The sequence below is a fragment of the Microbacterium sp. LjRoot45 genome (assembly GCF_964253325.1).
In the GTDB taxonomy this organism is placed as follows: Bacteria; Actinomycetota; Actinomycetes; order Actinomycetales; family Microbacteriaceae; genus Microbacterium.
Window position 1 is genome coordinate 13815 of sequence record NZ_CAXUQM020000001.1, and the last position, 21122, is coordinate 34936.

The 21122-nt window shown below is 70.4% G+C and carries 18 protein-coding genes; 7 read left to right on the forward strand and 11 right to left on the reverse strand.

The window, feature by feature from the left end; translation table 11 throughout:
- Positions 1-62: 62 nt before the first annotated feature.
- A complete protein-coding gene (locus ACSQ18_RS00060; protein ID WP_436035025.1) occupies positions 63-515 on the reverse strand; it encodes a GNAT family N-acetyltransferase in 453 nt (150 codons plus the stop codon).
- A gap of 111 nt (positions 516-626) precedes the next feature.
- Between ACSQ18_RS00060 and ACSQ18_RS00065 the strand changes: the two genes are divergently transcribed.
- Entirely contained in the window at positions 627-1055 is a 429-nt protein-coding gene (locus ACSQ18_RS00065; protein ID WP_436035027.1) for an NUDIX hydrolase, read from the forward strand.
- A 10-nt stretch (positions 1056-1065) separates the two neighbouring features.
- On the opposite strand, the gene ACSQ18_RS00070 is transcribed toward ACSQ18_RS00065, so the two are convergent.
- Positions 1066-1488 carry an aminoacyl-tRNA deacylase gene (locus tag ACSQ18_RS00070; protein WP_436038369.1) on the reverse strand — a complete coding sequence of 141 codons (423 nt, stop codon included), beginning with the start codon at positions 1486-1488 and terminating at the stop codon, positions 1066-1068.
- A 259-nt stretch (positions 1489-1747) separates the two neighbouring features.
- The gene (locus ACSQ18_RS00075; protein ID WP_436035029.1) at positions 1748-2323 is read right to left on the reverse strand and encodes a DNA helicase; all 576 of its coding nucleotides are present in this window, start codon (positions 2321-2323) and stop codon (positions 1748-1750) included.
- Positions 2324-2412: 89 nt separating this feature from the next.
- On the opposite strand from ACSQ18_RS00075, the gene ACSQ18_RS00080 reads away from it, so the two are divergent.
- Both ACSQ18_RS00080 and ACSQ18_RS00085 read left to right on the forward strand, forming a co-directional pair.
- Positions 2413-2970, forward strand: coding sequence for a peptidylprolyl isomerase (locus ACSQ18_RS00080; RefSeq protein ID WP_144806741.1), 558 nt, complete (start codon positions 2413-2415; stop codon positions 2968-2970).
- 30 nt (positions 2971-3000) lie between these two features.
- Entirely contained in the window at positions 3001-3867 is an 867-nt protein-coding gene (locus tag ACSQ18_RS00085; protein WP_436035030.1) for a rhomboid family intramembrane serine protease, read from the forward strand.
- Positions 3868-4087: 220 nt separating this feature from the next.
- Here the strand turns inward: ACSQ18_RS00085 and ACSQ18_RS00090 are convergent, their stop codons facing one another.
- Positions 4088-4324, reverse strand: coding sequence for a cell division protein CrgA (locus ACSQ18_RS00090; protein WP_144806743.1), 237 nt, complete (start codon positions 4322-4324; stop codon positions 4088-4090).
- A 72-nt stretch (positions 4325-4396) separates the two neighbouring features.
- On the opposite strand from ACSQ18_RS00090, the gene ACSQ18_RS00095 reads away from it, so the two are divergent.
- Genes ACSQ18_RS00095 through ACSQ18_RS00105 form a run of 3 tightly spaced genes read left to right on the forward strand, consistent with a single transcriptional unit; the run spans position 4397 to position 5995 of the window.
- The gene (locus ACSQ18_RS00095) at positions 4397-5194 is read left to right on the forward strand and encodes a class E sortase (RefSeq protein WP_436035032.1); all 798 of its coding nucleotides are present in this window, start codon (positions 4397-4399) and stop codon (positions 5192-5194) included.
- The gene (locus tag ACSQ18_RS00100; RefSeq protein WP_436035033.1) at positions 5194-5352 is read left to right on the forward strand and encodes a hypothetical protein; all 159 of its coding nucleotides are present in this window, start codon (positions 5194-5196) and stop codon (positions 5350-5352) included. The genes ACSQ18_RS00095 and ACSQ18_RS00100 overlap by 1 nt, the downstream gene beginning before the upstream one ends.
- On the forward strand, positions 5345-5995 hold the full coding sequence (locus ACSQ18_RS00105; protein ID WP_436035035.1) for an anthranilate synthase component II: 651 nt from the start codon (positions 5345-5347) through the stop codon (positions 5993-5995). Before ACSQ18_RS00100 ends, ACSQ18_RS00105 begins: the two co-directional genes overlap by 8 nt.
- A 36-nt stretch (positions 5996-6031) precedes the next feature.
- Here ACSQ18_RS00105 and pknB read toward each other — a convergent pair whose 3' ends face one another.
- The 7 genes from pknB to ACSQ18_RS00140 form a co-directional block, all read right to left on the reverse strand.
- Positions 6032-7732: a Stk1 family PASTA domain-containing Ser/Thr kinase gene (gene pknB, locus ACSQ18_RS00110; protein ID WP_436035036.1), complete on the reverse strand. Its 1701-nt coding sequence runs from the start codon at positions 7730-7732 to the stop codon at positions 6032-6034.
- A 75-nt stretch (positions 7733-7807) separates the two neighbouring features.
- Complete coding sequence (locus tag ACSQ18_RS00115) at positions 7808-9559, reverse strand: serine/threonine-protein kinase (RefSeq protein ID WP_436035037.1); 1752 nt, start codon at positions 9557-9559, stop codon at positions 7808-7810.
- The gene (locus tag ACSQ18_RS00120) at positions 9556-11013 is read right to left on the reverse strand and encodes a peptidoglycan D,D-transpeptidase FtsI family protein (protein WP_436035038.1); all 1458 of its coding nucleotides are present in this window, start codon (positions 11011-11013) and stop codon (positions 9556-9558) included. Before ACSQ18_RS00120 ends, ACSQ18_RS00115 begins: the two co-directional genes overlap by 4 nt.
- Positions 11014-11206: 193 nt before the next feature.
- Entirely contained in the window at positions 11207-12550 is a 1344-nt protein-coding gene (locus tag ACSQ18_RS00125) for an FtsW/RodA/SpoVE family cell cycle protein (RefSeq protein ID WP_301040753.1), read from the reverse strand.
- 32 nt (positions 12551-12582) lie between these two features.
- On the reverse strand, positions 12583-13836 hold the full coding sequence (locus ACSQ18_RS00130) for a PP2C family protein-serine/threonine phosphatase (protein ID WP_436035039.1): 1254 nt from the start codon (positions 13834-13836) through the stop codon (positions 12583-12585).
- Between the two features lie 13 nt (positions 13837-13849).
- Positions 13850-14386, reverse strand: a complete 537-nt coding sequence (locus tag ACSQ18_RS00135; protein ID WP_436035040.1) for an FHA domain-containing protein FhaB/FipA — start codon at positions 14384-14386, stop codon at positions 13850-13852.
- Entirely contained in the window at positions 14383-15114 is a 732-nt protein-coding gene (locus ACSQ18_RS00140; RefSeq protein WP_144806750.1) for a DUF3662 and FHA domain-containing protein, read from the reverse strand. The genes ACSQ18_RS00135 and ACSQ18_RS00140 overlap by 4 nt, the downstream gene beginning before the upstream one ends.
- A 204-nt stretch (positions 15115-15318) precedes the next feature.
- On the opposite strand from ACSQ18_RS00140, the gene ACSQ18_RS00145 reads away from it, so the two are divergent.
- Positions 15319-21045, forward strand: a complete 5727-nt coding sequence (locus tag ACSQ18_RS00145) for a beta strand repeat-containing protein (RefSeq protein WP_436035041.1) — start codon at positions 15319-15321, stop codon at positions 21043-21045.
- Positions 21046-21122 lie beyond the last annotated feature (77 nt).

Sequence of the window (21122 nt, forward strand, 5' to 3'; positions counted from 1 at the left end):
ATTCTGCCGCTTCAACGGGCCGGATGCCGCGAGGTGCGCCACCTTCTTGCGCGGCGGTCGCGTCACTCGGATGCCGTGGCCACCTCGTAGTGGACGAAACCCGTGCGGTGGGCCACCCGGTCGTAGAGCGACCGCGCGGTGGCGTTGTCCTCCGCCGTGAGCCAGTAGACCTTCTCCCGTCCCCGCTCCGCCGCCCACGCGACGACGTGGTCGATGAGCGCCTTCCCCACCCCGCCGCGACGGCCGTCGGGGGCGACGAACAGATCCTCCAGGTAGCAGTAGCCCGGCGTGCTCCACGTGCTCGGATGCTCCAGCCAGTGCACGAACCCGACCGCGCCGCCGGCGTCGTCCCACGCCACTGCCCCGTGGATGTCGCCCTCGGCATCCGTGAGTCGCGCGAAGGTCGACTCGGTGACCACGGCGGGCAGGTCCTCCCGGTAGAAGGCGAGGTAGGCATCCCACATCGGCTGCCAGTGCGCTCGGTCGGCAGCCGTGAGAGCAGAGATCCGCGTCATGCGCTCACGCTAGCCCCGGCCCGAGAAGGTGGCGCGAATCGTCGCCATTTCGTGAGCGAAGCGGCTGGTTGCGCCACGTTCTCGGCGTCGCGGTCCCAGTAGGGTGACGGCATGGACCTGCGCGTCGCGGCCTACGCCGTCATCACCGACGACGACGGTCGGGTGCTGCTCGCCCACTGGCACGAGGGACGGCGGTCATCCTGGACGCTCCCCGGCGGCGGACTCGAAGCCGGTGAGCACCCGGAGACCGCGGCGCGCCGCGAGGTGTTCGAGGAGACCGGGTACCGGGTCGTGCTCGACGGTCTGCTGGGCATCGACTCCCGCGTGATCCCGGCGCGACAGCGCGTGCGCAGCGGTCACGATCAGCCGCTGCACGCCCTCCGCATCATCTACCGGGCGCGCGTGGTCGGCGGCAAGCTCCGCAACGAGGTCGACGGATCCACCGACCGCGCCGAGTGGTTCGCGCTCGCCGATGTCGCCGGCCTTCACCACGTCAAGCTCGTCGACGTCGCGCTCCGGCTCGCCGGACTATCCGACTGAACGGATGCCGTCAGCCGCCGGCCGGCTGCGAGATGTCGGCGACGGTCGCACCATACGCGGCGATGAGCGCATCGGCATCCACGAACAGGCTGTACCCGTGGGCGCCTGCACCCATCGCGATGCGCGTTCCGACGATCGACTCGTCGGCGAAGATCGGCCAGTCGGTCGTGCTGCCGATGGGCACGATCGTGCCGCGCTCGTAGCCGGTCGCCGCCAGGGCACGCTCCGGATCGGGCAGTTGCAGCTTGTTGACGCCGACGACCGCCCGCAGCTTCGGCCACGAGATGGCCTTGTCTCCCGGGATGAGCGCGAACAGGTACGTGTCGTCGGCTCGCTTGACGACGAGCGTCTTCACGATGTCCGCGGGCTGCAACCCGAGAAGCGCGGCCGCCTCCTCGAGGCTGCGCGCCGCGGGACGTTCGCGGATCTCGATCGCGAGCCCTCGCTCACGCGCCGCGTCTTCGACACGCGCGGTGGGGGTGCGTTTCGTCTCGCTGCGCTCGCTCAACGACCGGGCCTGGGGCTCACCCGACGACCGGGCCTCGCGCTCGCTCAACGACAGGGCCTGGGGCTCGCTCGACGACCGGGCCTGGGGCTCGCTCGACGACCGGGCCTCGGGCTCGCTCAACGACAGGGCCCGGGGCTCACCCGACGACCGGGCCTCGGGCTCGCTCAACGGTGCGACTCTGGGGTCACGCGTCGGGAGCGCGCAGCGGGTCGTCGGCGACCCACAGCTCGTCGTCGGCGCGGAGCGTCTGCCACGCGGCGTACAGGACGCCCGCGGCGGCCGCGATGCCGAGGATGATCGCGATGACTCCGCCCGCACCCATGCTCTTCTTGGATGCCGGTGCCGCCACCGTGAGCTTCTTCGCCGCCTTCTTGCCGTACTTCTCGGCGTTCTTCTGCAGCTTGGCGACGTCGATCGAGCCGAAGCCGCGACCGTGAGCCAGCGCATCGCGCTTCTCGTTCGCGGCATCCCACACCGACAGCGCCGAGCCGATGACGGCTCCCGCGGCGGGGGCGAGCTTCTCGTTGTAGACCTTGGCGGAGGTGCGCAGCCCCTGGTCGACGTACGGCGCGGCGTACTTCTCGTACCCGTGCTGCACCGTCGGCACGACGTGCTCGCGGTTGTAGTGGCCCAGCTGACGACCCGCTTCGCGAGCGACATCACCCGCCTGGCCGAGCAGTACCTGCTGCGATTCCCACAGGGTGGTGGCATTCTTCTGGAGCTTGCGGAGCTCCTTCTTGCGCTTGCGGCTGAGGCCCACGAGTGCCCTCCCTCATCTGGGTGACTTTCTCCCATCTTGCCAGACGCCGCAGGGCACGCCAGGGGTTGACAGATGTGAGAATGGTGAGCATGCCGATCCACACCGCAGTCGCGACGATCCACACCAACCACGGCGACATCGTCGTCAACCTCTTCGGAGACCACGCCCCCCGCACGGTGCAGAACTTCACCGGTCTCGCGGACGGTTCGCAGGAGTGGACCCACCCCGCCACGGGCAAGCCCGGCGAGGGTCCCCTGTACAAGGACGTCATCTTCCACCGCATCATCCCGAACTTCATGATCCAGGGCGGCGACCCGCTCGGTCAGGGCGTCGGCGGTCCCGGATACTCCTTCAACGACGAGATCCACCCCGAGCTCACGTTCGGTGTCCCCTACCTGCTCGCGATGGCCAACGCGGGTCTTCGCCGCAACGCGATCACCGGTCAGGCCGAGGGCACCAACGGCTCGCAGTTCTTCATCACGACCGACCCGACGCCGTGGCTCAACGGCAAGCACACGATCTTCGGCGAGGTCGCCGATGACGCGTCGCGTGCCGTCGTCGACGAGATCGGCGCTGTGCGCACGGGCGCGGGCGACCGTCCCGTCGAGCCCGTCGTGATCTCCTCGATCGACGTCGTCGCGGTCTGATCGACCGCGCCCGCTGATCGATACCGACGCGTGACGACCCCCGGCTACCGGGCCAACCCGGACAACTTCTGCTACCGGCATCCCGATCGACAGAGCTTCGTGCTGTGTCAGCGGTGCACGCGCACCATCTGTCCGGAGTGCCAGACGCAGATGCCGGTGGGCGTCATCTGCCCGGAGTGCCTGCGCGATCAGCAGCAGGCGGTGAAGGCGACCCGACCGTCGCGCGGAACGCGCATGCTCCGGTCTGTGCGCGCATCGGACTCGCGTCCGCTCGTCACGTACGGTCTGGTCGTCGTCACCCTGTTCTTCTACCTGGTCACCCTGATCCCCGGCATCGGCGACCAGATCTGGTTCGCGCTGGCGTTCAACAGCGGGTTCCTGATTCCGGGGCCGTTCTTCCAGCCGTGGCGACTGCTCACGGTCACGCTCGTGCACGCGAGCATCTGGCACGTGGCGTTGAACATGCTGGCGCTGTGGGCGCTCGGTCGCAGTCTCGAGCCGTTGCTCGGGCGATGGCGCTTCGCGACCCTCTACGTGCTGAGTGCGATCGGCGGATCGGTGCTGGTGGCGCTGCTGGCGCCCGGCACCTGGGTCGTCGGGGCATCCGGTGCGGTGTGGGGTCTGCTGGGAGCGATGTTCGTCATCGGACGAAACCTCGGCGTGAACGTGACGGCGATCGCCGTGCTCCTCGGACTCAACCTCGTCATCACGTTCCTGCCCGGCTCGAACATCTCCTGGCAGGCTCACATCGGCGGCGGTCTCGTCGGAGCGCTCGTGGGCTTCATCTTCGCCCGCACGCGCGGGATCCGTCAGCAGCGCACGCAGAAGCTCCTGCTCGCAGCGACCGGCGTAGGGCTGCTGGCCCTGCTGGTCATCCCTGCGGTGCTCTACACCTGAACGGATGCCGCGGCATCCCGCCCCGGCAGTTCTTCGTGAATCGCGAGGTCCCGGTCGTCACCCACAGGGCCCTCCACAGGTGTGAATGACACCGGTGTAATTCTCCCCAGTCTGTGGATAACCGTGGGGATAACTTCCCGGCGGCGCGGGTGGGAGAGCCCGGCGGGAGACGACGAACGCCGCCCCGGTGGTACCGGAGCGGCGTCGAAGTCGAAGCGGGTCAGCGCCAGCGCGTGGTCATGAGGAAGCCCACGAACGCGATGCCGAACCCGATGACGAGGTTCCAGGCCCCGATGTCGGGGATCGGGAAGCGCGAACCGCTCAAGTAGAAGACGATCACCCACACGAGTCCGATGATCATGAGGCCGAGCATGATCGGCTTGAACCAGACCGGATTCGGGGCCGGCTCACCCTCGTGCTGCTCGACGATCGGGTCGTCATTGCCTGAACGTGCCATGCCCACGATCCTACCGTCAGGCACCCCGGATACTCGAAGTCCTCTCAGCGGGCGTGTGGGAGAATCGCGGACGTGGGGGACACGAACATCGACGCGCAGGTGCGCCCGGACGCGGAGGAGCCGCGCGGCCGGACGTCGCGTCGCACCCGCCGAGGCGGCGCGACCGTCGTCAGCGTGATCGGCGAGCTCTTCGTCACGGCCGGCGTCATCGCGCTCCTCTTCGTCGCGTGGCAGCTGTGGATCGGCGACTGGATCATCGGTTCGCAGAAGCAGGCCGAGGCCGCCGACCTCACGCAGTCGTGGGCCCAGGAGTACGCCGCCGCCACGCCTGCGCCGACGCCTTCCCCCACGGCCGAAGCCGTCGTGCCGGTGCTGAAGGATGCCGGTCATGGCGACCAGTTCGGTGTGATGCAGATCCCGCGCTTCGGCAAGGACTGGAAGTTCACCATCGCCGGTGGCGTGACACGCCCCGACATCCTCGACCAGGGCGAGATCGGGCACTACCCCGACACGGCCATGCCCGGCGACATCGGCAACACCGTGTACGCCGCGCACCGATGGACGTCGGGCGCACCCTTCGACCCGATCGACAAGCTCGTCGTCGGCGACGCGATCGTCATCGAGACGAAGGACGGCTGGTACACCTACCGCTTCCGCAACCTCGAGTACGTCCAGGACACGCAGGTCGAGGTGCTTCTGCCGGTGCCGCAGCAGGTCGGTGTCGCCGCCGACGGCCGCTACCTCACGCTCACGAGCTGCGCGCCGAAGCTCAACATGCTCGAGCGCATCATCGCCTACGCCCTCTTCGAGGACTTCACTCCCCGCGCCGACGGCCCGCCGGCATCCCTCACGCAAGGAACGAACGCCTGATGTACGGCGCACTCTGGCGCATTCTCCCCGGGCCCGTGTGGCTGCGGGTGATCCTCCTGATCGCGCTGCTCGCCGCCGTGCTCTACGGCCTGTTCTGGTACGCGTTCCCGTGGGTGGCGCAGTTCATCACCCCGCAGGAGTCGACGATCGGTGGCTAGCACGCTGCGCGTGCTCGTCGTGGACAACCACGACAGCTTCGTCCACACCCTCGTGGGCTACCTGCAGGAGCTCGGCGCGGAGACGTCGATGATCGAAGCGGATGCCATCGACGACGCGGCCGCGGCGATCGACGGGTACGCGGGGGTGCTGATCTCGCCCGGACCGGGAGCGCCCGCGGATGCCGGGGCGTCGCTCGATGTCGTGCGCGCGGCGGCGGCGCGAGGCCTGCCGATGCTGGGGGTGTGCCTCGGGCATCAGGCGTTGGCGGAAGCCTTCGGGGCGACGGTCGATCACGCGCCGGAACTCCTCCACGGGATCACCTCTGCCGTGCACCACGACGGCAGCGAGCTCTTCGCCGGCCTCTCCGACCCGTTCCAGGCCACCCGTTACCACTCGCTGGCCGTCAGGCCCGAGACGGTGCCCCGTGAGCTAGAGGTCACAGCGTCGACCGATTCTGGCGTCGTCATGGGACTCGCGCATCGGAGCCTGCCGCTGTGGGGCGTGCAGTTCCACCCCGAGAGCGTGCTGTCGGAGGGCGGCTACCGTCTGCTCGGCAACTGGCTGGAGATCGTCGGAGTCCCCGGCGCGGCGCGCCGAGGCGCGGGTCTCACGCCGCACCGCCACGTCGACGACGCGCGCTGAACCGTCCGCGGCGCCCGCTCGGCGCTCGGCGCCGACTCAGCTTCCGGTGCAGACGACGAGTTCGATCGTCGAGTGGATCGGCACATCACCGATCGCCGACTGCGACTTGACGATCTGATTGTTCGGATCGCCGGCGCAGTTGGGGTCCTCCACGACGCTCGCCGTGAGGTCCATCTCGTCCGATTCGAGTTCGCGCTGCGCGGCGTCGAGGCGATACCCGGCCATGTTCACGACCGTCACCTTGCCGCTGGCGACGATGAGGTCGACGGCGGTGCCGATGGCCACTTCCTGTCCCTCGGCGAGGCTCGCCGAGATCACGGTCGTCGCGGCGAGGTTCGGATCATTGCGCGTCGTGACGGTGCCGAGGCGCAGCCCGGCCTCCTCCAGCGCGTCAGCGGCCTCCCCGCGCGTGAGACTCTCCAGCACGGGAACCGTGGCGAGCTCCTGCCCCGTGGAGACGTACACCTTGATCTCCTGGCCGGGGATCACCGTGGTCCCGGCCGCGGGGTCGGTACGGATGACATTGCCGGCCGCGATGGTCTCGTTGCTCTCCTCGAGCCGCCGACCCTCCAGGTCGTTGCGGCCGAGCTCTTCGCTCGCCCGATCCCACGACATGTCGACGAGGTCGGGCACTTCGCGGGAGCTGTTCGGGATCTCTGAGGTCGGGCGGATCATGAGCACCCAGATGAAGACGGAGATGAGCAGCGCGGCGAGCACCACGACACCCGTCCAGATCCACGCGACGGGCGGTCCGGTCTGGGTGCGTCGCATCGTGGTGTCGGTGCTGAGCTGGCGCAGCGACCGCGCGGTCTCGGCGGCCTGCCGAGGGTTCGCGCCGTACAGCTCGCTGTGCAGGGCGCCGACCTGACGCTTCGACGGCGCCTTGCCGTCGACCGTGGCGTCGAGTGCCTCGCGGAACGCCGCGGCATCCGGGAATCGCTGGAATGGATCCTTCGCGAGGGCGCGCAGCACGGCCGCGTCGAGCGACCGCGGCACGGTGCCGACGAGCTCGGACGGGGGGACGGGTGCTTCGCTGACGTGCTGGTATGCGACGGCCACGGGGGTATCGCCGCGGAAGGGCGTGCGTCCGGTGAGCAGCTCGTAGAGCACGACGCCCGCCGAGTACAGGTCGGCGCGCGCATCGACGGGCTCGCCCTTGGCCTGTTCCGGCGAGAAGTACGAGGCGGTGCCGATGATGGCGGTCGTCTCGGCGACGGTGGAGGACGAGTCGGAGACGGCACGGGCGATGCCGAAGTCCATCACCTTGACCTGGCCCTGGCCGGTGACCATCACATTGCCGGGTTTGATGTCCCTATGGACGACCCCGGCGCGGTGCGAATACTCCAGGGCCTCGAGGATGCCGTCGGTGTAGCGCACGGCATCCGGAACCGACACGGGACCGGCGGAGATGATGTCCTTCAGCAGACGGCCTTGGACGAGCTCCATCACGATGAACGGTGCGGGGTGCTGCGTGCCGTCGGGATCGGTCTCGACGTCTTCGCCGGCGTCGTAGACGCGCACGATCGCGGGGTGCGACATGCGGGAGGCGGCCTGGGCCTCCAGCCGGAACCGGGTGCGGAACGCGTTGTCGACGGCGAGCTCGCGCTTGAGGAGCTTGATCGCGACAGCGCGACCGAGGGTCAGGTCGTGACCCCGGTAGACGGTCGCCATGCCACCGCGACCGATGAGCTCGTCGACCCGATAGCGGCCGGAAAGCACGCGCGCCTCTGCTGCCACTTCACTCCCTGTGCTGAACCCCGCCAGCCTATCCGACCGAGTCTGAGACAACGGCGGGAGCGACGCGCGCGGGGGTCAGCCGTCGGCGCCGCCGTCGCCGTCGGGGGCGGGCACGATGGTCGCCGTCGCGGACTCGGAGGTGGGCGAGTCGCGGTCGCGCTCGCCGTTCGTGCAGCTCACGGCGTAGGCGACCGACAGGGTGCCCGAGTCGCCGACCACGATGTTCTGGGAGCGCGGGTCGGCGCTCGTGAACGACGACGTCGTTTCGCCGTTCTCGAAGGAGCCGCCTTCGACGACGAAGTTGTAGAACTGCACCGTCTGCGTGCCGGCGGGGCACGTGAAGCCCGGCCAGACGACCTGCACCGTCGAACCGGCCTCGACCGAGCTCGCGTTCAGTCCGCCCTCGATCGAGGGCGTGGTGGGCGTGGCGATCGGGGTCTGGGAGTCGTAGACGGTGAGGTTCAACGCGGTCGTGAACGGCACATCACCCTCGGGCTGCACGCGATACACGAGACCCTCGTCGTCGGGCGTCGGCGCCGGGTCTCCCGTGTTGCACTGCACTCCGCCGGTGTAGCCGTTGTCCTCGGCGATCGTGCGGGCTGCTTCACAGGTCTCCCCCTCGAGCTCGAGGTCGGCGACGTTCATGCTCGTCGGCTCGGGGTCGGGGGAATCGACAGGCGTGCTCGGAGGTGCCGCCGACGACGGCGAGGAGGGTGCCGGCGACGTCGGATCGGGTTCGCCGTCGCCGCTCGTGAGGAGCGCGAAGAGCGTGCCGCCCAGGACGATCGCGAGCAGGGCGATCAGCGCGATCAGCGGCCAGGTCCACGGGCTGCGCTTGCGCTTCTGCTCGGCGGGCTCGTCGACGGGCGCAGGCTGATCGATCGGGGTCGTCGACGGGAGCAGGCGCGTCGCCTGGTCGGTGCCGAGTCCGCCCGTGAGGAGCTGGGTGACGTCGTCGACCGCCGCGGTACCGGCGATGGCCGGCACGATCGCGGCGGCACCGGCGAGGTCGCCGCGGCGCAGCGCCGTGGCGGCGCGTGCGACGGCGGATGCCGTGGCGGGACGGTCGTCGGGCTTCTTCGCGATCATGCTCATCACGAGGTTCTGCACCGGCGTGGCGACCGTCGCCGGAAGCGGCGGCGGCGCGTCGTTGATCTGCGCCATCGCGATCGCGACCTGCGACTCGCCCGTGAACGGCCGCTTTCCGGCCAGGCACTCGTACGCGACGATGCCGAGCGAGTAGATGTCGGTGGCGGGCGAGGCGGCGTGCCCCGACGCCTGCTCGGGCGAGAGGTACTGCACCGTGCCCATGACCTGGCCGGTGGCCGTCAGCGGCACCTGGTCGGCGATGCGAGCGATGCCGAAGTCGGTGATCTTGACACGCCCGTCGGGGGTGATCAGCAGATTGCCGGGCTTGATGTCGCGGTGGACGAGGCCGGCGGCGTGGGCGGCCTGCAGCGCGGATGCCGTCTGGGCGACGATGTCGAGCGTCTTGTCGCTGGAGAGCGAGCCCTCGCGCTCGAGGATGGTCGACAGCGCTTCACCGGGGACGAGCTCCATCACGAGGAAGGCGGAGCCGTTCTCCTCGCCGTAGTCGAAGACGCTCGCGATGCCCTCGTGGTTGACGAGTGCGGCGTGGCGGGCCTCGGCGCGGAAGCGCTCGAGGAAGCCGGGGTCGCCCATGTACTCGTCTTTGAGGATCTTGATGGCGACCGTGCGGCCGATGACGTGATCGGTCGCTTCCCAGACCTCGCCCATGCCGCCGATGGCGATCCGCGACTCCAGTTCGTAGCGTCCGCCGAAGCTCACACCCTGTGTCGGCCTCATCTGCTCAGCACCGCCTCCATGATCTTCTTCGCGATGGGGGCCGCGATCCCGTTACTCGTGCCGTTCTGGCCGAGCCCACCACCGTCCTGCACCATCACGGCGACGACCACCTCGGGGTCTTCCGCGGGCGCGAACCCGGTGAACCAGAGGGTGTACGGATCGCCGGGGCCGTGCTCCGCCGTGCCGGTCTTCCCGGCCACGTCTACGCCGTCTATTCTTGCACCGCTCGCCGCGCCCTCACGGACATTGGCGATCATCATGGTGGTCATCGTCTCGGCCTGTTCGGGCGTCAGTGCCTGACCGAACTCGGTGCTGTCGAAGCTCTCCTGCTCGGTGAGATCCGCCGCGACGACCGAGTCGACCATGCGCGGGTTCATCACGACGCCGTCGTTCGCGATGCCCGCCGACACCATCGCCATCTGGAGCGGCGTCGCGCGCACGTCGCTCTGCCCGAAGCCGCTCAGCGCGGTCTGCGGCTCGTTGAGCGCCATCGGGTAGACGGATGCCGTGGAGGTCAGCGGCAGGTCGAAGCTCGCGTTGAACCCGTACTTCTCGGCTTCTGCGCGGATCGCGTCGTCGCCGAGGGCGACGGCGAGCTGTGCCATCGGGATGTTGCAGCTGAGCCGCAGGGCGTCGGCGAGGGTCACCTTCTTGCCGGGCCCGCACGTGCCCCGGTCGAAGTTGTGGATGTCGGTGTTCGTGCCCGGCAGCGTCCAGGTCGCGGGGTTGTCGAACGTCGACTCCGGTGTGAACTGGCCCGACGCGAGGGCGGCGGAGGCGACGACGAGCTTGAACGTCGAGCCGGGCGGGTCGAGGTCGCCGCCGATCGCGCGGTTGTAGAGCGGCTTCGTCGGGTCGGCGACGAGCTCGTCGTGCTGCGCGTTGACCGCGTCGGAGTCGTGGGAGGCGAGCGCGTTGGTGTCGTAGCTGGGACTCGTGGCCATCGCGAGGATACGGCCGGTGTCGGGTTCCATGGCGATCACGGCGCCCTGGTAGCCGTCGAGCGCGTCGAAGGCGATGCGCTGCAGTTCGGGATCGAGCGTCGTCAGCACGTTCGAGCCGCGCGGTGGCTGGCCGCTCACGATCCGCTCGATGCGGGCGAGGAACTGCGAGCTGCCGGTACCCGAAAGCGCGGCGTTCATGGCCTGCTCGAGACCGGTGCGGGCGTTGAGCACCGGGTTCATGTAGCCCGTCACGGGCGCCCACATGTCGGCATCCGGGTACTCCCGCTGCCAGCTGTAGACGTCGTCGCTGCGCACGGACGACGCGATCACCTCGCTGCCGGCGAAGATCGACCCGCGCTGCACCTCGTACGAGTCGTATGTCGCGCGCTTGTTGTGCGGGTTCGCCTGCAGCTCCGAGACGGCCGCCACCTGGATCCAGCTGGCGGCGCCGAGGAGGCCCATGAACATCACCAGCATCACGATGCTGAGGCGTCGCAGTTCCTTCGTCATCCGATCACCCCCGTTTCGTCTCGTCGCTGCGCTCCTCGCTCAACGACCGGGAGGTGCCCACGGTCGTCTCGTCGCTGCGCTCCTCGCTCAACGACCGGGAGGTGTCCACGGTCGTCTCGGACGGCTCGCTCAACGACCGGGAGGTGCCCACGGTCGTTGAGCGAGCGGAGCGAGACGAAACGCCGTTCCTTCCTCATCCGATCACCACACGCGGGCGGGAGCGGACGGCATCCGAGATGCGCAGCAGGATCGCCACGATCATCCAGTTCGCGATGAGCGACGACCCGCCGGCGGCGAGGAACGGCGTCGTGAGGCCCGTCAGCGGGATGAGCCGGGTCACACCGCCGACCATGATGAACACCTGCAGCGCGATCGTGAACGAGAGGCCCGTCGCGAGCAGCTTGCCGAAGTCGTCCTGACCGGCGATGCCCACGCGGATGCCGCGGCTCACGAACACCATGTAAAGCGCGAGGATGGCGAACAGGCCCACGAGGCCGAGCTCCTCGCCGAGGCTCGGGATGATGTAGTCGCTCCATGCGAGCGGGGTGAGTCCGGGGCGTCCCTGGCCGAGTCCCGTGCCGAACAGTCCTCCCTGCGCGAGGCCGAAGATGCCGCTCGCGAGTTGGAGGCTCGAGCCGTCGATCGTGTCGGGATTGAACGCGTCGAGCCAGTTCGTGAACCGCGCGTGCACGTACGGCAGCACCTGCGCGGCGGCGAGGGCGCCGGCGACCGCGAGCGTGACGCCGATGAGCACCCAGCTGGTCTTGCCGGTGGCCACGTACGTCATCGCGATGAACATGCCGAAGATGAGGAGGCCCGTGCCGAGGTCGCGCTGGAGCACGATGATGCCGAGCGACACGAACCACACGACGAGCACCGGGCCGAGCTCGCGGGCGCGCGGCCAGGTGACGCCGAGGAACCGCGTGCCGACGGACGTGAGTGCTTCGCGCGTGCGCACCAGGTAGCCGGCGAAGAAGATCGCGAGGGCGATCTTGGCGAGTTCGCCCGGCTGGAACGAGAAGATCCCCGCCACCGACACCCACACGTCGGCGCCGGCCTCGACGCCGAGGCCCGGGACGAACGGGAGGAGGAGCAGCGCGATGCCCGCGAAACCGAAGACGTATGTGTAGCGGAAGAGCACGCGGTAGTTGCGCAGCGCGATGACGATCGCGATGGCGGCGGCGATGGCGATCGCCGACCACGCGAGCTGGCGCAGCGAGAACGCGTCCCAGCCCTCCCACCCCTTGCCGAGATCGATCCGGTAGATCATCGCGATCCCGAGGCCCGTCAGCAGCGTCGCGATCGGCACGACGAACGGATCGGCGGCCGGGGCGCGCAAGCGCAGCACGACGTGGAGGATCAGCGCCAGCACCGTGATGCCGCCGCAGTAGTACAGGAAGGTCCACTCGATCTCGCCGAGCACGCCCAGCTGCACGAGCGCGGTCGCGGTGCCGTTGACGAGGAACGCGAACAGCAGCAGCCACAGCTCGCGGTTGCGGTGCGTCTGCGGCATCCGGATGCGGCGCAGCGCCTTCATCACCTGGGTGTCGGCCTGGATCGGCTCGGCGGTCACGGGCTCACCTCCTCGGAGTCGGGCTCCGGTTCGGGCCGCAGGTTGTCGACACGGGCGCGGGCGTCGGCGAGCGAACGCACGACGATCGTCTGCTCCACCGAGATGCGCTGGTAGGCGCGGAGGTCGGCGAGAAGGATGCCGGTGTCCTCGTAGACGGACGACAGCGAGATCGGGCCGAGCTCCTGGGGGATGCCGCGGTAGATGACGACCGAGTCGTCGTCGGGACCGATGTAGTAGCGGGTCTGGGTCCACTGGTAGGCGCCGAACAGCGACGCCGCGATGGCCGCGAGGACGACCACGAGGCCCACGAGCCACCAGATGCGGCGGCGGCGCGCGCGGCGGCGATCTTCCTCGATGACCTCCTCGAGGAACGCGGCGGCCGGCTCGAAGTGCGTCGGCTCGTTGGCGGCCTGCCGTCCCGGGTGCAGCCAGCTCGTGCGCCCCGGGCGTGCGGCGGGAACCTCGATGCCCTGCGGCGTCGACGCGGAGCCCACGATCGTGGCCGTGCCGCTGACCACCGGGTGCGCGCCGCCGACGTCGACGAGGACGATCGTCACGTTGTCGGGGGCCCCGGCATCCAGCGCCTGCTTGAGGAGAAGGTCGGCGGTGCGGCCGGGGGCGAGGCCCTGGCCGAGCACCTTGGCGGTGTGCGCGTCGTCGACGACGCCGGAGAGGCCGTCGGAGCAGATGAGCCACCGGTCGCCCGGCTGAGTCTGCATGATGAACGCGTCGATCTCGGGATCGGGGTCCATGTCGCCGAGCACCCGCATGAGCACCGAGCGACGCGGGTGGTAGCGCGCCTCCTCCGGCGTGATGCGTCCCGAATCGACCAGCCGCTGCACGAACGTGTGATCGGTCGTGATCTGCGTGAGCGCGTCGTCGCGGTAAAGGTACACGCGGGAGTCGCCGATGTGGGCGATGACGGCGTGGTCGTCGACCATGACGACCGCGCTCACCGTCGTGCCCATTCCCGCGAGCTCCGGGCGCACCACGACGGTGTCGATGAGCTCGGTGGCCGTGTCGGCGATCGCGTCGCGGAGGGCCCGCTCGGCATCCGCCGTCGACGGGAACGCCTGGTCGAGGTCTTTCAGACGGTGGATGGCGAGGCTCGAAGCGACGTCACCGCCGGCGTGGCCGCCCATGCCGTCGGCGACCGCGAACAGGTTGGACCCGGAGTAGCCCGAATCCTGGTTGTTCGATCGCACCTTCCCCGTATGGGAGATGGCGACACTCGAGCCCTCGAAGACCATGGATCGGCGCCCGCTACTTCCGCAGCTCGAACGTCGTCGCGCCGACCTTGATCGTCGCGCCCAGGATGACGGGCACCGGCGTCGTCACGCGCTCGCCGTCGTGCCACGTGCCGTTCGTCGAGTCGAGGTCCTGGATCATCCACTGCTCGCCCCACAGGAGCAGGCGCGCGTGGTGCGACGACGTGTAGTCGTCGCGGATGACGAGGCCCGACTCGCTCGAGCGTCCGATCGTCACCGGCTCGCTGCCGATCGGCACCTCGAGACCCGCCTTCGGACCGCTCGTGATGACGATGCGGGTGACGGCATCCCGGGTCGCCTTCTCGATGCCGCCCGCGCTCGGACGCGCGACGGGCGCGGGAGCCACGGGGGCGGTCACGGCGGCGGGCGAGGCGCTGGCGGCCGGAGCGGCGGCTGCGGCGGTGGGCTCGGGAAGTTTGCGCGCCTTCACGCCGAACAGGTCGGCGCGCAGCGAGTACACCACCGCGAACACGAAGAACCAGAGCAGGACGAGGAAACCGATCTGCAGCAGCAGCAGAGTCAGAGAGTTCATGAGCCGCCTCCGAGGTCGAACGCGCGCGTCGCGTCGTCGGCCGACATCGTCGGTCGCGCCGGCGCCGCCTGCGGCACCACCGAGAACACGATGTCGGTGCGGCCGATGGTCACGACCGAGCCCGTCGCGAGCGCAGCCTCCGTGACCTTCACGCCGTTGAGCTTCGTGCCGTTGGTGGAGTTCATGTCGCGGACCATCGCGCGCTGCCCGTCCCACAGGATCTCCACGTGGCGGCGGCTGGTGCCGGCATCCGCGATGGTGATGTCGGCGTCGCTGCCGCGTCCGATGACGGTGCGGCTCTTGACGAGCGGATGCCGCCGGCCCTCGACTTCGACGACACCGCGCCACGAGACGTCGCCGGCGGCGCTGCGCGAGTCGACGCGGAGGGTGCCGGTCGACAGCTGCTCGTCGGTGTTCAGCCGGATCGAGACGGGCCCGGCGAAGCTGTAGCCCTGCGCTTTCGCGTGCTCTTCGACCAGACGCAGCAGTTCGGTGTCGAGGGTGGAGCCGAGCGCACCGAGGCGCTCGGCGTCGGACGGCGCGAGGCGCACGACGAACGTGTTGGGCGCGAGGATGCGGTCGCGGCTGACGACGGCGGCCTTCTTGTCGAGTTCGCTCCGCAGGGCGGATGCGATCTCGACAGGCTGGACACCGCTGCGGAAGGTCTTCGCGAACGCACCGTTGACGGCGCGTTCCAGCCCCTTCTCGAAGCTGTCAAGTAGTCCCACGGGGCTCCTCTGGCAGGCGGACCGGTGCTCACATGGTAGTTGCAGAGTCTGAATAGACGCGGACTGCGGGCTCTTGAGCAAAACCTGAGCTGAACCTGAGGAAGTCGCTGAAACCCTAGGGGTGGCTGGGTACTGCCCGTTTCTAGGATGAGAAAGCCCTCATGCTCCGACATCCGATCGGAGTTCCCCCCGACGAGGAGTCTCATGTCGCGCGTCCCTGCACGACACCGCTTCGCGCGCGCCACCGCCGCGACGGGTGTCATCGCTCTGCTGTCCGCATCTCTCATCGCCACCGCTGCTGCTCCGGCATCCGCAGCGCCCGTGACGACCACGACCACGTACAACTACACCGGCTCCACGGCGTCGTTCGTCGTGCCCGCAGGGGTGACGGCGATCTCGCTCACCATGCTCGGCGGCCTCGGCGGCAACGGCGGCGCGGATGCCACTCCGGCACCCGCCGTCGGGTCGTACCGCGGTGTCGTCACCGGCAGCGTGGCGGTCACACCCGGACAGACCATCACGATCGCCGTCGGCTCGGGCGGCACCACCGGAACGTCGAGCACCTCCGGTGCGGCAGCGGCCCCCGCGGGCGGCAACAACCCGCTCGCCGGTTTCGACGGCGGCGCCGGCGGACGCACGGGCACGCGCGGTTCGTCCGGTCAGGGCGGCGCCGGCGGTGCCGCGAGCGTCGTGGTCATCGGCTCCGACCAGATCGTGGCAGCCGGCGGCGGCGGCAACGGCGGGTCGGGCCAGTTCGCGCCCACCCGCGGCCGCAACGCCGACGGCACCTACGTCGCCCGCACCGACACGACCTCCACCAACGGCCAGACCGGCATCAACGCCTACGACCGCTGCGCGCAGGTGACCTGCAGCAACGACGACGGCGGCGGCTCCGGCGGCGGCGGCGGTGGTGCCCAGGGCGGCATCCAGGGTCAGATCGAGTTCGGTGCCGGTACGTCCAACGAGTGGTTCGGCTACGGCGGCTCGGTGGGACAGAACAGCACCGCGGGCCGGTCGGGTCTGACGACGTCGTACCAGTACGTCGCCGCCAACAGCACCAACGGATCGATCACCATCTCGTTCGAGACCGGCGCGCCCTCGGCACCCTCCGCCGTGCGCGGCGTCGGCGGCATCTCGTCGGTCGCCCTCGAGTGGAACCCGCCCGCCTCGGCCGGCGGTGCGCCCGTCAGCGACTACGCGGTGCAGTACAGCACCGACAACGGCGCGACGTGGAGCGAGTCGACCCTCGTGGGGAGCGCGCGCACCGACACGACCGTGTCCGACCTCACCAACGGCGTCGCCTACGTCTTCCGCGTCGCGGCCGTCTCCTCGGAGGGAACCGGCGACTTCTCGCCCCAGTCGGGCCCGATCACGCCCTACGCCCTGCCGTCCGCGCCCGACCTGACCGCCCTCGCGGCGCAGGACGGCTCGCTGCTCGCCTCCTTCACCGCTCCCACCTCGGGCGCGCCCGTCACCGGCTACGAGTACCGTCTCGACGGCGGCGCCTGGCTGCCCGCGGCCGGCACCACGTCGCCGCTGGCCATCCCGGGCCTCACCAACGGCACGACCTACCGGGTCGAGCTCCGCGCGACGAGCGCGGTCGGAGCCGGCGCCGCCAGCGCGCCGCTGTCGGGCACCCCCGTGGCCGTGCCCGGAGCACCGACCATCGTGAGCGCCACCGCGACCACCCGCACGATCAGCCTGGACGTGAGTCCCGGCTTCGACGGCGGCAGGCCGGTGACCGACTACGAGTACCGCCTCGGTTCGGGGAGCTGGGTCTCGGCCGGTGGGGCGACGAGCCCGATCGTGATCGCCGGTCTCGATGACGGCACCTCCTACGCCGTCTCGGTGCGCGCGGTGAACGCGTCGGGCGCCGGCATCGCCTCGGAGCCCGTGACCGTGCGCACGCCCGGCGTGCCCGCCGCCCCGTTCGGCATCACCGTCCGGCCCGGCGACGAGACTCTCACGGTCTCCTACCTCGTCGGAGACAGCGGCGGAAGCCCGGTCGAGCGCGTGCAGTACCGCGTCGACGGCGGCTCGTGGCGCGACGTGCCGAACAGCGGACCGTTCGTCATCCGCGAGCTCACCAACGGCACCTCCTACGGAATCGAGCTCCGCGCGATCAACGCGATCGGCACCGGCACCGCCTCGCCGTCGGTCAGCGGTACGCCCGTCGGTCTGGCCTCCGCGCCCACGATCGACGCCGTCTCGGCCACCGACCCCGTGACCCTGTCGGTCGACTTCACGCCCCCGGCATCCACCGGCGGGAGCCCGATCGTCGACTACGAGTACTCCACCGACGGCGGCGCCACGTGGCGTTCGCGCGACGACGGCGGCGACACCGAGTCGCCCCTCGCTTTGACCACCCTGTCGTCCGACGGCACCACGCCCCTCGACTCGGGCCGGACCTATCCGATCGAGATCCGCGCGATCACCGCGGTGGGGGCCGGAGCGGCCTCGGCCGTCGTCGCCGGCGTGCCCGTCGACGTTCCCGCCGCACCCTCGATCGACGCGGTCACCCCGCGCTCCGGTGCCGTCGCCGTCACGTTCACGCCCGGCTCCAACGGTGGACGCGCCATCACCTCCTACGAATACAGCGTCAACGGCGGCGGCTGGTCGAGCACCGGCAGCCTCTCCACGTCGTTCGTCATCGGCGGCCTCACCGACGGCGTCGCGGCATCCGTGCGCGTGCGCGCCGTCTCGTCCGTCGGCACCGGCGCCGCGTCCGCGCCCGTCGCGGCCACGCCGGCTTCCGCGCCGCAGCAGCCTACGGTCACCTCCGTCGTGCGCAGCGACCGCACGCTGACGGCATCCATCACGCCCGGCGCCGACGGCGGCAGCGTCGTCACCTCGTGGGAGTACTCCACCGACGGCGGCGCGACCTGGGCCACCGCCTCGGGCACCGCCCTGCCGCTGGACATCACGGCGCCCTCGGCCGACACCGGCGTGCGCCTGGTGAACGGCCAGGGCTACTCGCTCCAGGTGCGCGCGGTCAACGCCGCCGGGGTCAGCCCCGAGTCGAACATCGTCACGGTGGCTCCGGCATCCGCTCCGCCGCGTCCGTCGGTGTCGCTCACCGCGGGAGACTCGTCCGTGTCGGTGTCGTACGCGCTCTCCGGCGACGGCGGCTCGCCCGTCACCCGCGTCGAGTACTCGCTCGACGGCGACACCTGGGTCGACGCGGCCACGCTGTCGACGGCGTTCGCGCTGACCGGCCTCACCAACGGCACCCCGGTGAACGTGCAGGTGCGGGCGATCAACGCGATCGGCACCGGACAGGCATCCGTCGTCGCCACGGCGACCCCGCGCACCGTTCCCGGCGCGCCCACCGCGGTCGCCGCAGCCTCTAACACCGGCTCGCTCGACGTGTCGTGGACGGCTCCGACGTCCAACGGCGGCAGCGCGGTGACCGGCTACACGGCGCGCGCCTACGCGGATGCCACGGCCACCACGGTCATCGCCTCGTGCGTCACCTCGACCACCAGCTGCACGATCACCGGCCTCACCAACGGCACCTCTTACTATGTCGACGTCGTCGCAGCCAACGTCGCCGGTTCGGGTCCCGCGTCGGCGCCGCGCACCACCGGCACCCCGCTCGTGCGGCCGTCCGCCCCGACCATCACCTCGGTGACGGCGGGCGACCAGCGGCTGAGCGTCGCGTTCACGGCCGGTGCGGCGGGCGACCGCTCGATCACGCGGTACCAGTACACGACCGACAACGGCGCGACCTGGACCGATGCGGTCGGCACCTCCAGCCCGCTCGTGCTCACGGGTCTCACCAACGGCACGACCTACTCGGTGAAGATCCGTGCGGTCAGCGCCGCCGGAGCCGGAGCCGCGTCGAACGCCGGTTCGGGGAAGCCGATCGGCTACCCCGGCGTGCCCGGCGACATCACGGCCACCGGCGCGTCCGGTTCGATCGTCGTCGCCTGGAGCCCGGCCGATGCGAACGGCGGGACCATCCAGTCGTACACGGCCACCGCCTTCACCGCGGCCGCCGGCGGATCGACCGTGCAGAGCTGCACCACCTCCACCACCACGTGCACCATCACCGGTCTCACCAACGGGACGACCTACTACGTCTCCGTGCAGACGCTCACGACGGGTGGCCTCTACTCGGAGCGCTCCGACCCGCGCGTGGCGGTCGCCCCCGGCACCGTCCCCGGCGCGCCGACGGCTGTCGCCGCCACCGCCGGGAACGGCTCGGCGACGGTGAGCTGGACGGCACCTGCCTCGACCGGCAGCACGACGATCAGCGGGTACCAGGTGTTCTGCTCGGCCGACGGCGCAGCGTTCGTCGCCTGCGGCACGGCCACCGGCACCTCTACCACCGTCACCGGTCTCAGCAACGGGGTCGAGTACACCTTCCGCGTCGCCGCTCGCAACGCGTCGGGTTACGGGGCGCAGTCCGCGTCGTCGAACACGGTGCGGCCCATCGCGCCCGGCGTCGCGCCGACGTTCGGCACACCGGTGCGCACGGCATCCGGTTACACCGTCGAGGTCACGAACTACGACGCGGCATCCACGTACACCGTCGACGCCAGCGCCGGCACGGCCGACCTCGAAGACGGCACGCTCACGGTCACCGGACTCGAGGCGGGCGAGAGCGCGACGGTCACCGTGACCGTCTCGCGCACCGGCCGCACCGATGCCGCGGACGCCGTCACGTCGTCCGCGCTGATCGCCGGCGTCGCTCCGCAGCTCGGTGAGATCACCCGCACCGTGGACGGCTACACGACCACGATCGACAACCTGGATGCCGATGCGTCGTACACCGTCTCCACCACCGCGGGTACGGTCGTGCGCTCCGGCGGCGACATCACCGTGACGGGTCTCGAGCCCGGCCAGGTCGCGACGGTCACCGTCACGGCGACCAAGGTCGGCAGCACCGACGCGCAGGGCACGGCCACCGGGTCGGCGCTCGACGAGGGCGTCGCTCCGGAGTTCGGCACCGTGAACCGCACGAGCGACGGCTTCACCGCCGAGATCGAGAACCTGGATGCCGACGCCACCTACACGGTCTCCACCACGGCCGGGACGGCGACGATCGTCGACGGCGTCGTCGTGGTCACCGGACTGGCGGCGGGCGAGTCGGCGATCGTGACGATCACCGTGACGAAGGCGGGGACCACCCCCGCGTCGGCGACCGTCAGCGGAGCCGCACGCGAGCGGGGCGTCCGTCCGGAGCTGGGCGCGGTGACCCGCACGGCCGACGGCTTCACGGTTCCGATCACGAACTACGACCCCGACGTCACGTACACGGTCGAGTCGTCGGCGGGCACCGCGGTCCTCGGTGGCGGCGTGCCGCTGCGGAGCGCCGCACCGAGACTCGCGATCGCGGCGGCGTTCGGCGGCGCCGACATCGTCACCGTCACGGGACTTCGCCCCGGCGAGTCGGCGATCGTCACCGTCACCGCCTCGGCATCCGGGGCCACCTCGGCCGCCGCGGACACCAACGGCACGGCGCTCGACCCGGGAATCCCCGCCGAGTTCGGGGAGCCCACCGTCGAGGGCCGGACGATCACGGTGCTCATCACCGACTACGACCCCACCGCCGACTATGTGGTGACCACGACGGCCGGCACCGTCAGGCGCGTCGGCGCCTACCTGATCGTCACCGGCCTCGAGCCGGGCGAGTCGGCGGTGCTGAGCGTGTTCGTCTACCGTGACGGCGCCGTGGAAGCGGAGTCGACCCTGACCGTCGACGCGCCCACAAGCACCGACCCGGGCGATGGCGGCGACGGTGGCGACGGTGGCGAGAGCGACGGTGGTGACAGCGACGGTCCCCGCGACATCGACGGCGTCGATGGTCTCCCGGCGACGGGTGGCGACTCCGGTGCGCTCCTGCTGTGGGCCACGCTGGGTCTGCTCGCGATCGGCGGTGGCGGAACCGTGCTCGCGGTCGGCGCTCGCCGCCGTACGCGGGCCTGAAAAGAGGCGGCTCACGGGCCGGACCGCGGTCATCTCCGCGATCCGGCCCGTGATATCCTCGGGAGGTTGAGTCTGCG

What these genes read in the sequence shown, in the direction of transcription:
- ACSQ18_RS00130 (WP_436035039.1), bottom strand. Translation starts at nt 13,836, where the DNA reads ATGGTCTTCGAGGGCTCGAGTGTCGCCATCTCCCATACGGGGAAGGTG.
- ACSQ18_RS00100 (WP_436035033.1), top strand. Translation starts at nt 5,194, where the DNA reads ATGTACGGCGCACTCTGGCGCATTCTCCCCGGGCCCGTGTGGCTGCGG.
- ACSQ18_RS00135 (WP_436035040.1), bottom strand. Translation starts at nt 14,386, where the DNA reads ATGAACTCTCTGACTCTGCTGCTGCTGCAGATCGGTTTCCTCGTCCTG.
- ACSQ18_RS00145 (WP_436035041.1), top strand. Translation starts at nt 15,319, where the DNA reads ATGTCGCGCGTCCCTGCACGACACCGCTTCGCGCGCGCCACCGCCGCG.
- ACSQ18_RS00120 (WP_436035038.1), bottom strand. Translation starts at nt 11,013, where the DNA reads ATGACGAAGGAACTGCGACGCCTCAGCATCGTGATGCTGGTGATGTTC.
- ACSQ18_RS00060 (WP_436035025.1), bottom strand. Translation starts at nt 515, where the DNA reads ATGACGCGGATCTCTGCTCTCACGGCTGCCGACCGAGCGCACTGGCAG.
- ACSQ18_RS00090 (WP_144806743.1), bottom strand. Translation starts at nt 4,324, where the DNA reads ATGGCACGTTCAGGCAATGACGACCCGATCGTCGAGCAGCACGAGGGT.
- ACSQ18_RS00080 (WP_144806741.1), top strand. Translation starts at nt 2,413, where the DNA reads ATGCCGATCCACACCGCAGTCGCGACGATCCACACCAACCACGGCGAC.
- ACSQ18_RS00125 (WP_301040753.1), bottom strand. Translation starts at nt 12,550, where the DNA reads ATGAAGGCGCTGCGCCGCATCCGGATGCCGCAGACGCACCGCAACCGC.
- ACSQ18_RS00115 (WP_436035037.1), bottom strand. Translation starts at nt 9,559, where the DNA reads ATGAGGCCGACACAGGGTGTGAGCTTCGGCGGACGCTACGAACTGGAG.
- ACSQ18_RS00065 (WP_436035027.1), top strand. Translation starts at nt 627, where the DNA reads ATGGACCTGCGCGTCGCGGCCTACGCCGTCATCACCGACGACGACGGT.